Below are 11,761 nucleotides of genomic sequence, written 5' to 3'. Positions count from 1 at the left end.
GCTCAGGCGGTCTCGGCGCCCAGCCTCGGGAACGGCTCGGTGGAGAACACCACTTCCACCGCTACCTCGAAATAGGCTGCCAGGCGCAGGGCCAGGTGCAGGCTGGGGCTGTATTCGCCCCGCTCGAGGTAGCCGACGGTCTGGTAGTGCACACCGAGTGCCTCGGCCAGGTCCCGCCGCGAGATGCCGCGCTCGGCGCGCAACATCGCGATGCGGTTGTAGATGACCTCAGAAGGCACGTTGCATCGCCTTGTCCCTTCGCTGCGCCATCACGGACCCGGATTCGTTGCTCGCCATGCGCCGCAGGATGAACGGTGCGATTGCGAGACCGACCACGGCCCAGAGGCCCAGCACCCCAACGGTTTCCAGGTGCCGCCACGACTGGTCGAGTTCGATCGTGACCGCTTCGGCGGGCAGCAGGGCCGAACGCATACCCAGTCCGAGCCAGTAGATCGGGAACACCTGGGCGAGCCCCTGCAACCAACCGGGCATGGCGGTGATCGGGTAGAAGATGCCAGAGATGGCGATGATGGCCATCAGCGGGATGGTGAGCAGGAAGCCGGTGCGCGTGTCCAGGACGCTGCCGAGGATCGCGCCGAGCGGCAACACCGCGAGCAGGCCGAGGACAACCACCCACGCGAAGGTCGCCACCGCCCCTGCTCCGCTCAGCGAGAAGCCGCCGATGATCACCATGCTCACGCCGAGCACGATAGCCAGCTGCATCAGGACCGCGCCCGCCGTGGTCAGGATCTTGCCGACGAAATAGCCGACCATCCCCTTCGGGACCGCCTTGGCGCGCAGCAACGTGCCGTCCTCGCGATCCTGCACCAGCACGTTGAGCAGCGCGTACATGCCGTTGAACGAGATGATGGTCGACAGCATGCCCGGCACAGCCAGCTCGGCGATCGACAGATCGCTGTCGCCGTAGGTCTTGTCGCGCAGCAGGAACAGCACGCCGAGAGTGATCGCGGGCGTGAGGAACTGGCCGATCAGGTCGATGGGGTTGGTGTAGGCCTGGCGCAGTTCGATGAGACCGCGGTTGATGCCTGCCCGGGTGCCGCTCATAGGGTGACCTCCGCGAGAGTGTGGACGGCGGCGGCTTCCTCGCCGGATTCCGCGCGCCGAACCAGCGTCATATAGGTGTCTTCGAGCGAGGCGCGACGAACCTCCAGGTCGCCGATGGCTTCGCCGTGCTGCTTGAACAGTTCGTGCACGAACTTGGTGGACTCGGTGGTGGTGTGCACGAAGCGCTGGTCCTCGACGGTCCAGCTGACCTGGGCTTCGCCCGCGATGGACCGGGACAGTTCGTCCGGGGAACCGTCGGCGATGATCCGCCCGCCTGCCAGGATCAGGATTCGGTCCGCGAGCTTCTCGGCCTCGTCGAGGTCGTGGGTGGTGAGCAGGACGGTGGTTTCTTCGAGATCGGCGAGGCGGTGCACGAGATCGTGGAAGTCGCGGCGCGCGGCCGGGTCGAAACCGGCGGTCGGTTCGTCCATGAACAGCAGTTCGGGCTTGCCGACGATGCCGATCGCCACGTCCAACCTGCGGCGTTGACCGCCCGACAGGGTGGAGATCTTCGCGTTCGCCTGGTCGGTGAGTCCGACCAGATCGATGAGTTCGGCTGTGTCCCAAGGTCGTTGAACTCGACCCGTGGAATAGGGGGCGTAGTAGGTGCCGAGATGCCGAAGTAGTTCGGCCACCCGCCATTTGGCGTGGTCACGCCAGGATTGGAGCACCACGCCGATGCGGGCGCGCCAGAGTTCGTCACCGTGTTCGGGATCGGCCCCCAGCACGTCGACCTGACCGGCCGACCTCCTGCGGAACCCCTCGAGGATCTCGATCGTGGTGGTTTTGCCCGCGCCGTTGGGGCCGAGCATGACGAGCACTTCCCCGCGTTCGGCTCGGAATGTCACATCGTGCAGGACGTCTGTCTCGTCGTAGCGCATCCGTAGTTGCCTGACGTCGAGAACAGCGTTGTTGTTCGAAGTCATGAGTCCTCCCAGTCATCGACCTTCGATGATATGTAGCATACGTACTACATTCCATCGCGGCAATACTTCACCGGAATTGGACATTTCGGGAAACGAGAGCACTGCTCTTGATTTGCGAGGCGGGCGCGCGCATACTCGTACTCAACAGAGAGCAGTGCTCACAGTTTGAGGAGTGATCGATATGACCAACACCCGCCACCTGCCCCCGACCGGCATCGACCCGTTCGTCAACAAGATCGCCAACCTGCTGCCCAAGTTCGGGGTCAGCATCATGGGTTCGCGACTGCTCGCGGTGCGCGGGCGCAAGAGCGGCGAATGGCGCACCACCATGGTCAATGTGATGACGGCCGCCGACGGTGAGCGCTACCTGGTCGCGCCGCGCGGACACGTGCAGTGGGTGCGCAACCTGCGGGTGGCGGGCGAGGGTGAACTGCGGCTGGGTCGCAAGGTCGAAACATTCACGGCCACCGAGGTTCCCGATGCCGACAAGGTCCCGCTGCTGCGGCTGTACCTGGAGAAGTGGGGCTGGGAGGTCGGCAAGTTCTTCGAAGGCGTCACCAAGGATGCGACCGATGCAGAGCTTGCCGCGATCGCCCCCGGTTTCCCGGTTTTCCATCTCGCATGATTGCGCGAGAACATGGGTAACTCACCGGGCACGGGCTGACTCACTCGCTGTAGGGCCGTCGGCCGCGTCCTCGGATCGCCCCGCGCCTGGGTCTGGCTTGAATTCGCGGAGAGGCGGCACAGTACTCGATCGCGGCGGCGTAACCCTGGATGCCGAGGCCCGCGATGACCGCGGTCGCGATCGGGGAGACGTAGGAATGGTGCCGGAATTCCTCGCGGGCGTGCACATTGCTGATGTGCACCTCCACGATCGGCACCTCCGGGATCACCAGGGCGTCGCGCAATGCGACCGAGGTGTGTGTCAGGCCGCCGGGGTTGATGACGATGGCCGAGGCCTCGCCGCGCGCCTGCTGGATCCGATCGATCAGGGCGCCTTCGTGATTGGACTGGAAGGCGACCACCGTGCGACCGAAGCGCGCGGCGGTCTGTTCGCACAGGGTGACGACATCATCGAGGGTGTCGGCGCCGTAGATCTCGGGCTGACGGGTCCCGAGCATGTTCAGGTTCGGCCCGTTGATGACCAGGATCGGACCTGTGGGGTGCACGGTTTCCATGCAGGCCAGCCTAATAGGGGCATGCTCGGGGTATGCCTGGCCCGGGTGGTTTCAGGCTGTGTTTTTGGAGCGCTGGCGCGCTCGAGCGGGGCCCTCCGGTGCCCCGATCTTCCCTCCCTGCGGGTACTCCTTCGTCGCACCCTCCGGTCAGTCCAGATCGGGGCGGGCCCCTTTGGGTAGAGACTTCCTGGGATTACCCGGCCCAGGTTGTGGACATATCGGTCGCTACGCATCCATGCCTACCCGGCCCAGGCTGTCGGCATCGGTCGCTACGCATCCTGCTGACGCGGCCCAGGCTGTCGGCATCGGTCGCTACGCATCCATGCCTACCCGGCCCAGGCTGTCGGCATCGGTCGCTACGCATCCTGCTGACCCGGCCGGGCTGTGTCCGCGGACTACAAGCCGGTGGGGCCTTCTGCGCGTAGGTCGTCTACTTTGCGCATCGCTTCTCTTAGTTCGGCGAGCCAGGATTCGGCGTGTTTGCCTGCGAGTTTGACGGTCCAGGCGAGGGCGTCGGCGCGGGAGCGGGCTACGCCTGCGTCGATGAGGGTGTCGAGGACCTGGCGTTCGGGCTGGCGCAGGCGGGTCATCACGGGGACGGCGAGGTGGGTGAAGACGGTTCGTTGGCCGTCCACCTTCACGCCCCAGGCGACGCTGCGGCCGTAACGGCGCTGGGCCTCGTCGGCGATCTGCATGCGCGCGGGGCGGGTGGACTCGCGGAAACGGGCGAGGGTGCCTTCCTTGGTGGCGGTGCTGGCGTCGTCGGGGAGGGGGAGTTCGCCGACCACCACGATCTCGTCGCGGTCGATCTCGATCTCCACCGGTCCGGTGAACCAGTCGGCGGGCAATCGTCCGGCGAACCAGTCGGGGGCGTCGGCCGGATCGGGGAGGTCGGCTTGCTGCCAGCCACCGGGTCGGCCGAATTTGGGTTCGCGAGGAGCGTTGCGCATGGTGGTCACCTGCTATCTGTCTTATGTACGTTGCATTGATTACAAGATTACGCCGTTGTGGGTGCGAGAGATTCCGCTCTGCGTGAACGGGTAGTTTTCGATTCACGAGGGGGGTCCCGAGGGGGTTGGCTGACGGTGGCCCTGGGTACCCTCGCGTTGAATCGCCGGACAAATGCGAGATCCGCACGACCCGGCGTAGCTGTCGGTACGGTTGACACAGCAGTTGTTGCCGCTTACTGGGCGAGGTTGGAAATGTTGTCCTCATCAGGGCGAGATTTCCGGCACAATCGAGGTGTCGAGGTCGGGGAGCGTCCCGGCCTACCGGGGCATTGGAGACGGGTCAACTTCCGGTACGGTGGATTTGTTACCGGAGTGGCAAGAGTGAAGAGTGGGCGATATGGATGTGTGGGGATCCCGCCGCTTTCGCGTCCGGGGCGCAATGGCGATCGCGGGGGTTGCGACCCTCGCCATTGCGCTGTGCTCGTGCGGAGTGGGTGGGAAGACGAGCGAGTCGGAGACGGTGGTCCAGCGGTTCACCGATCTCCTCGACGATCAGGACTACGGCAAGGCCGCTGACCTGACCTCGTACCCCGCCGCCGCTTCGGCAACCATGAAGCAAATGTTCGAGGGCCTGAAAACGGGCACCGTCGACTACGAGGCGTCACAGGTCATCGACCTCGACCCGCAGTCGGCGATCTTCAGCATGGACGTCGCCTGGAATTTCGGCGAGAAGAAGGACTGGACCTACACACTGCAGGGCACCGTCCGCAAGCTCGCCATCGGCTGGCGGATCTCCTGGGAGCCCGCCGTCGTGATGCCGCAGCTGGCGAACAACCGCACCGTCAAGCTCGTGCGCACCACCGCGAAGCCGCCGCCGAAGGTCGTCGACCTGCCCGGCGAGGTGCTGATGACCGAGCAGACGCTCAATGTCATCAAGATCGACCCGAGCCGCACCGGCGACCTCGTCGCCACCACCAACGCACTCGCCGACGCCATCGAACCGGTCGCGCCACTGATCACCGGGCCGTCGCTGATGCAGCAGCTCGCGGGCTCGCAAGGTCAGCCGATCGTCGCGGTGAACCTGCGCGACGGCGACTTCGCGATCCTGGAACCGCGGATGGCCAAGATCGCGGGCGTGGTGATGGAGAAGCAGCCCAAACTGATCTCGGCCGACCGGCGCACCCGCTCGCCGATGCTCGACGCGCTGCGCAAGGTGTGGCAGGACAGCCTCGAGGCGACCGCGGGCTGGGGCGTGCAGATCTTCGAGGCCGACGGCCGGTTCGTCAACCAGGTGGCCGGTTATCAGGGGCCCGCGGGTCCGGATATCGCCGCGACCATGGATCAGCGATTGCAGCGTGCCGCCGAGGACGCGGTGGTGAGCGCCGGCACTCCGGCCACAGTCGTGGCCATCCAGCCTTCGACGGGCGCGGTCGTCGCGGTGGCGCAGAACTCCTACGCCACCGAGAAGGGTCCGATCGCGTTCACCGGGCTGTACCCGGCGGGCGGCACGATGGAGCTGTTCCGTGCGGTCGCCGCGGCGACCAAGAACAAGCCGCCGCAGGACGTGACGGTGGCCGAAGCCGCCGAGGCGGCCACTGCGCTGGGCGTCGGCGTCGACTTCAAGGTGGCCGGGCTCGACGAGGTGACCGGGCGGATCAGCGCGCCGGGCCGCAGCACCGAGCAGGTGCGTCAGGGCGCGGGCGCGGACGCGGTGCAGGTGAGTCCGTTCGGAATGGCGATTGCCGCGGCGGCCATTTCGCGTGGCTCGGTGGCGCCGCCGATGATCGTGGCAGGCCAGCCGGGGACCACCGATACGCCGGTCCCCGCCTTGCCTCAGCCCGCGGTCGACCGGTTGCGCGCGATGATGCACGAGGGCATCGGCAAGCCGGAAACCGCTGCGCTGCGCGGGTTCCGCGATATCACCGCCTTCGCCGCGACGGGCGGCACCGACGGTTGGCTGCTGGCGACGATGGGTGATCTGGTCTTCGCGGTGCACATCGCCGACGTCGACAGTGGTGACGCCACTTCACGACTGGCGGCCGTGCTGCTCAAGTCCCTTGCCACTCCGGAACCGTGAGTTAATACGGGTCAGTGGGTATGACCCGGTCTCGAAGTCGATCTTGACCAGTTACGCTACGTCCGTGAAGAGATACGCGCCGTTCGGTATCGATGCTGTTTTGGTGATCGTTTTCTGCGCTATCGGAAGGCGTAGTCACGATGAGGCTGTCATCGCCGGGTTGCTGAAGACGGTGTGGCCCTTCGGGTCAGGGCTGATCATCGGGTGGGCGCTCGCGGTGTTCGTCGCGCGGAATACGCGGTTCGACGCAACGGCGTTGTGGCCCACCGGCATTCTGATCTGGGCCAGCACACTGGTCGGCGGGATGGTGTTGCGTGCCGTCAGTGGACAGGGTGTCGCGGTGAGTTTCGTGATCGTCGCGGCCTGCGTGCTCGCGCTGTTCCTGTTGGGGTGGCGGGCGGCCATTCGCGCGCTGCGGTGATCAGATCCGGCGCTGCTGCTTGAACTCTTCCTCGTATTCCTTGTTGTCGTCCTTGCGGAACAGGAACGCGAAGACGATCCAGCCGACGACGGCGACCAGGATGAAACTCACCAGCCGGTAGACGAACGCCGCCGCGACGGCCTGCGCGGCGGGCAGCCCGGCGCCCGCGGTGAGACCGTAGATCAGCGTCGCGTCCACGTAGACGATGCCGCCCGGCGCGAATGGAATCGACCCCACCGCCTTGCCCGCCGCGAACGCGATGAGCAGCCCGGACAGCTTCGGATCGGCCCCGACCGCGAAACACGCGGCGCCCAGACACGCCACATCGGCGAACCGGTGCACCAGCGCCCACACCCCGACCAGCGCCGCGTCCTTCTTCCCCAGGTCGACCGACTCGAGTTGCGCGCGCAGCTCGGCCAGCTTGGCGATGCCGTGATCGGCGGGCTTCTTGCGCAGTCGGTTGACCAGCGCGAGCACCCGCCGCAGGATCGCCTCGAGCGTGCCGGGATGGCGCGCGAGGTAGTTGCCGATGAACAGGATCGCGCCGAGCACCACCAGCGAGCCGATGAATTTGAACCCGATGCCCTGCCCGACCAGCGCGGCACCGGCGATCCCGATCAGTGCCAGTCCGGCGGCGGCGACCACGCCGGAGAAGACCAACTGCCAGGAGGCGACGATCGGGCTGGCACCCCAGCGCCGGGTCTGGCGGTAGGTGAAGGCGGTGGAGAATACCTGACCGGCGGGCAGTGTCAGCGACATCGCGGTCGCGCCGTAGACCACCGATACCGATTTCCCCTGGCTGACATCCACCCCACCCGCGTGCAACAGCTGTTTCTGTACTCGGCCGAACCCGCTCATCGAGATCGCCTGTAAGACGATGCAGAGGATCAGCCAACCCCAGTGGATCTCGGTGAGCGTGCGCCACGATTCGTGCAGGCGGGGCCATAAATAGATCCCTTCGCCGACGAGCAGCGCTAGGACCACCGCGCCGAGCACCCACTTGACCCACCGGAACCGGCGGCGGCGCTCGGCCGGTGCGCCTGCTAGGTCGCCGTCGGCCGTCACGGTCTCAGCCTAATGAACACAGTCGGCTTCCGGCCGTCCGCAGACTGCGCACGGCCGCAGCGTTGGCGGAGGTACGCCTAGCGAACGTGGGTGTTCTTCCTCGTCCGTGCGCGGCGCGGCGATCGCGGACTTCGGCCAGGCCAGGCGGGTTTTTCGGCGTCTTCCGCGCAACTGGACCTCGTCTCCGGTTATCCAATGTTGCTGCTCGCTTTCGTCGGCGAAGTAGAGCGCGCTGCCCGAAGCGAGAACGCGGCCGGGATGATCTTTGGCCAATTCGGTGAGCCGCGACGCCTCGTTGACGGGGTCGCCGATCACGGTGTATTCGAAACGGTTTGCGGCACCGATGTTTCCGGCGACCGCCAGGCCGGCCGAGACGCCGATGCCGACGTCGAGGCTGGTCACCTCGCGCAGGGCTTCGCGCAGGTCACGGGCGGCGGCGAGGGCGGCGCTCGGTGCGTCGGGGCGGTCGAGTGGGGCGCCGAAGATGGCCAGCGCCGCGTCGCCGACGAACTTGTTGACGAAACCGTGGTGGCTGTCGATCACGTCGACCACCACCCGGAAGAACTCGTTGAGCAGGCTCACCACCTCGGTCGGTGGGCGCTCGGCGGCGGCGGCGGTCGAACCGACCATGTCCACGAACAGCACCGCGACGAACCGGGTCTCACCACCGAGTTCGGTGCCGTAGTCCAGCGCCCGTTGAGCCACGTCCTCGCCGACGTGCTGGCCGAACAGTTCCTGCAGCTTGCGCCGCTTGGCCGCCTCGTCCATCATCCGGTTGAAGCCCACCTGCAGCAGCCCGATCTCGGAGCCGTCGTAGACCTCCACCTGCACGTCGCGCGCGCCTGCCTGCACCTTGTTGATGGCGGTGGACAGCTGACGCACGGGGTCCGAGATCGAGGAACCGGTCAGCATCGACAGTGCCAGCGCCTGCAGGATCACCACGCCACACAGCAGCAGGATCGAGATGGCAAGCGACTTCGCCGAGAACTTCACGTCCGAGGAGATCTGGGTGACGCACAGCAGCACGATCGCGATGGTCGGCGCGAATGTGCCCATGCCCCAGGTCATCGCCATCCGCGTGCCGACGCCGGGGGTGAGCGTGTGGTCGAAGGTGCCCTCGGTGAGCGCCTCGGCGGCAACCGGGCGCAGGATGCGTTCGCCGAGCATGTAGGTGAAGCCGAACACGATGGTGGCGGCCATACATTCGGTGACGATCACCGCGCCCGCCAGCTCCGGCGAGTCGGCGATGATCAGCGCGGCCAGGATGGCGCCACCGATGATCCACAGGATCAGGTGCACGATCGACTGCCGCAGCGGCACGTGCAGCGCCGCCATCTGCTCACGTCGGCTCGGCGGGCCACCGCGCATCTGCCAGCGCATCACCGGCCGCAACATGAGCGCGGCCGCGAAGATGCTCAGCACCGCGGCGACACCGAAGACGAGCAGCGGTGCGAGCAGCCCGATCTTGCGCACCCCACCCGGATCGCCCTCGGGAACCGGCAGGCCGTACTGGATGAAGGCCCACACCAGGACGAAGCCGAACACGTTGGCCAGCAGTACGGACGTCAGGTACAGCGGCCACCGCGTTCGCATGGTCTGTTTGACCGCTTCCAGAGGATGAGAAACTTCCTTCATGTCAGCTCATCCCCTCCGCGCGGTAGTCGGTGCCCGTGTCTCAGTCGTGCAAGGTCCACAGAAGGTCTCACACATCGCTCAACACGCTACCGGTGATCGGTGGGCCACCGAGAACGCAGCCGAGGTTATCGGCCGGTTTCAGGACATGGACGTGTCCGCCACAGTGTCCCCGTTCGGGGGAACCTCAGTAGCCGCACGAGGATGTCCGGGATTCACACGACCGGACATCCTCTGATAGTCGGACCTCAGTCAGTCATGACTGACGGAATCTGCACTAAACCGGAATCCAAGACGGCCACCACGGGGGGACGTTGTCAGGTGGGCAGATCGGGGCCGGGTAGTGGCCGCCAGGGTTGTGTCGCCAGGAATATAGTACCCAGATCAAAAGCAATGACAATATTGCAGCGGCGGCTATGCCCCCGAGGCGTGGCCACGTGCCTAGATTCATTGTTAATCGCAAGATTCCTACCCATGCCGTGAATGACACTACGACAACGATCGGCAGGTAGAGAATCACTAGCGATGCGGTATTGAGCCCGTTGTTTATACCGATATCACATGTAGCCCAAGAATTGAGCAGCAGTAACGCCGCCGAAGCGGCAGTTGCAATGCTTGCGGCTAAGGCGACTAGCCAATTTGTTCGGGTAACTTTAGGTGGCGGGTTTTTGGATTCAGGCTGCGTCACTTTGTTCTCCGAATCTGCGTAATCTCTTCTCCGTTCATGACCCCTGCTTCCATTTGCTGCATCGCCTCTTGTACGCCAGCGTGTAACTGTGCTTGAGTCATATTGGCTCCGTATTTATCATAGAGAGCGGCCCCGATATTCATGCTGATGTCATCGCCGCTGTCGTTCGTTCCAGTTACTCCGTCGCCGAGGTTGGCAAATGAGATAAGAGTATCAGTGTCGAACCCTGAAGCACGTCCTACATACCCGTAGTGAATATTCGAATAGATGTCGTACGATACTGCCTTGTCCTGGGAAGGATCTTTGAAATAGAAATCTTCGCCAGTTTCAAGTCCGAACTTCTGTTGCAATTGCCACTTATGATCCCAGTCGCCTCCGGTTTGAACCAAGTTCATAAACTCCGCTTTCGCGGCCAGGTGGCGCGCATCCGGATTTTGCGTAAGTAGCTCGTACCAGTGGCGATCTTCGTTGAGCTCGCTCATATCGGATACATCTTTGGATGCTAAATTGGTCATCATTTCATCGTAGATATATTTCTCGGTTTCGGTGAACCGAAACTCACTAAGGCTAGTGTTGCCGATATCCACGAAATTCAGCAGGGGTGGTCGGTCAGCTTTTGTGGGTGATTCGCGTTGAATTAGACCCGATAGGATTGCAATTTCCGTGCGGGCTGCCGCCGAGACTGCCGTAGCAGTATCTGCCGCGTGCTGTAGCGCGGCGAGCAATTCAAGCGTGTATCGCCCAGCCTCTGCCATGAGTTCGAGCCCAGCAGTGGTAGCGGCGGGGGTTGTGCCCGCGCGGTGTAAGTCTCTTATTTTGGCGTTCGCAGTTACGATACCTCTATCGTCTACTTCGAACCCCTGGCCTTCGAAGTGTTTCGCTTTCGTGGTGGCGGTAGATCCGGCTGTAAATATATCTTGTATCCCGGTGGTGAGCACCGTACGAAGAACGTCTACCTGGTTAGCAATATGATTACCGGCGGTTGTCTCGCTTACAACGCGCGAGGCCGCAGCCTCCGCACCTGCCCCGGACCATGATTCAGCCAAGTCGTCTTGCTCAACGAGCATGTCGGACAAATATCGCCGATACTTTTCGTTGCTTTGAGCCAGATTGTTCAGACTGTGTGTTGGGTAGTCCCAACTCATAATCTGTCCGATTCGTAACGATCCCTGAGTCACGCGAGGCCGCCCATGGATTTTAGTCGCTCAGCAAAGGTGTTGTCGGTAATCTCATAGTCATTTTTAGCTCCGGCGGCGATAGTTGCCATTTCTTCTTGCCTGGCTGCGGAAGAATTATAGGCTTTGCGAATAGCGTTATCCGCTTCGCTCATGACAGCATCCCATTCCGTTCCCTCGATCCAAATTCCTTCCCTGCCATCGGAAATATTGGGAAGAATGGAGTTCTTGCCGAGAGCTTTGATCTCTTCGGCAACCCCGGTCAGCCATTTAGCCCAAGCCTCCAATGCGATTGGATCGACCTTGAGACTCATAAGATCCCCTCCCCCGTAGCGGCTACATTGTCAGTAGACCGCTGGTCAATAGTCTTGTCAATCGATGCCAAGCGTTTCTGCTCCGATCAACGCTCTGGGTAGGTCGGCGCTGTCCGAACCATCCCCCTGGGCACCATGCAAAGTTGCCGAGCGACCAGCTCGCCGCATCGCTGGCGTGTCATGGAGTACTCCTAACGGTCTCAGGGGGCCGTGCCCCGCCCTCATATAACTTAGACGCACGGGGGCGAGTCAGCGGCAAATTGTTCCGTC

General features: G+C 63.8%; 12 protein-coding genes. 3 read left to right on the top strand and 9 right to left on the bottom strand.

Annotation, left to right across the window (positions count from 1 at the left end; genetic code table 11):
• Nucleotides 1–2 precede the first annotated feature (2 nt).
• From ACFWUP_RS25320 to ACFWUP_RS25310, 3 genes are read right to left on the bottom strand one after another with little or no spacing between them, the layout of a single operon-like run.
• Nucleotides 3–239: a helix-turn-helix transcriptional regulator gene (locus ACFWUP_RS25320; protein WP_067455043.1), complete on the bottom strand. Its 237-nt coding sequence runs from the start codon at nt 237–239 to the stop codon at nt 3–5.
• Nucleotides 229–1,065 (bottom strand): ABC transporter permease, encoded by an 837-nt coding sequence (locus ACFWUP_RS25315; RefSeq protein ID WP_379238332.1) that lies wholly within the window; start codon nt 1,063–1,065, stop codon nt 229–231. Before ACFWUP_RS25315 ends, ACFWUP_RS25320 begins: the two co-directional genes overlap by 11 nt.
• Nucleotides 1,062–1,991 (bottom strand): ABC transporter ATP-binding protein, encoded by a 930-nt coding sequence (locus ACFWUP_RS25310; RefSeq protein WP_379238330.1) that lies wholly within the window; start codon nt 1,989–1,991, stop codon nt 1,062–1,064. Before ACFWUP_RS25310 ends, ACFWUP_RS25315 begins: the two co-directional genes overlap by 4 nt.
• Before the next feature lie 181 nt (nt 1,992–2,172).
• On the opposite strand from ACFWUP_RS25310, the gene ACFWUP_RS25305 reads away from it, so the two are divergent.
• Entirely contained in the window at nt 2,173–2,616 is a 444-nt protein-coding gene (locus ACFWUP_RS25305; RefSeq protein ID WP_379238328.1) for a nitroreductase family deazaflavin-dependent oxidoreductase, read from the top strand.
• A gap of 40 nt (nt 2,617–2,656) precedes the next feature.
• On the opposite strand, the gene aroQ is transcribed toward ACFWUP_RS25305, so the two are convergent.
• A complete protein-coding gene (gene aroQ / locus ACFWUP_RS25300) occupies nt 2,657–3,169 on the bottom strand; it encodes a type II 3-dehydroquinate dehydratase (protein ID WP_379238326.1) in 513 nt (170 codons plus the stop codon).
• Between the two features lie 395 nt (nt 3,170–3,564).
• Nucleotides 3,565–4,119 carry a hypothetical protein gene (locus ACFWUP_RS25295; protein ID WP_379238324.1) on the bottom strand — a complete coding sequence of 185 codons (555 nt, stop codon included), beginning with the start codon at nt 4,117–4,119 and terminating at the stop codon, nt 3,565–3,567.
• A gap of 490 nt (nt 4,120–4,609) precedes the next feature.
• Between ACFWUP_RS25295 and ACFWUP_RS25290 the strand changes: the two genes are divergently transcribed.
• Complete coding sequence (locus ACFWUP_RS25290; protein ID WP_379238322.1) at nt 4,610–6,196, top strand: NTF2-like N-terminal transpeptidase domain-containing protein; 1,587 nt, start codon at nt 4,610–4,612, stop codon at nt 6,194–6,196.
• A gap of 64 nt (nt 6,197–6,260) precedes the next feature.
• Nucleotides 6,261–6,617: a DUF3054 domain-containing protein gene (locus tag ACFWUP_RS25285; protein ID WP_379238320.1), complete on the top strand. Its 357-nt coding sequence runs from the start codon at nt 6,261–6,263 to the stop codon at nt 6,615–6,617.
• Here ACFWUP_RS25285 and ACFWUP_RS25280 read toward each other — a convergent pair whose 3' ends face one another.
• From ACFWUP_RS25280 to ACFWUP_RS25265, 4 genes are all read right to left on the bottom strand, one after another.
• Complete coding sequence (locus ACFWUP_RS25280) at nt 6,618–7,682, bottom strand: YbhN family protein (RefSeq protein WP_379238318.1); 1,065 nt, start codon at nt 7,680–7,682, stop codon at nt 6,618–6,620. It abuts the gene before it with no gap.
• A 9-nt stretch (nt 7,683–7,691) separates the two neighbouring features.
• On the bottom strand, nt 7,692–9,275 hold the full coding sequence (locus tag ACFWUP_RS25275) for an adenylate/guanylate cyclase domain-containing protein (RefSeq protein WP_379238497.1): 1,584 nt from the start codon (nt 9,273–9,275) through the stop codon (nt 7,692–7,694).
• 723 nt (nt 9,276–9,998) lie between these two features.
• Nucleotides 9,999–11,147, bottom strand: coding sequence for a polymorphic toxin type 44 domain-containing protein (locus ACFWUP_RS25270; protein WP_379238316.1), 1,149 nt, complete (start codon nt 11,145–11,147; stop codon nt 9,999–10,001).
• Between the two features lie 29 nt (nt 11,148–11,176).
• Entirely contained in the window at nt 11,177–11,491 is a 315-nt protein-coding gene (locus tag ACFWUP_RS25265) for a type VII secretion target (protein WP_379238314.1), read from the bottom strand.
• Nucleotides 11,492–11,761: the final 270 nt, after the last annotated feature.

This window comes from Nocardia sp. NPDC058658, from assembly GCF_042716665.1.
Classification (GTDB): domain Bacteria; phylum Actinomycetota; class Actinomycetes; order Mycobacteriales; family Mycobacteriaceae; genus Nocardia.
Note: the sequence above shows the minus strand (reverse complement) of the source record. Positions and strands in the feature narration are given on the sequence as shown.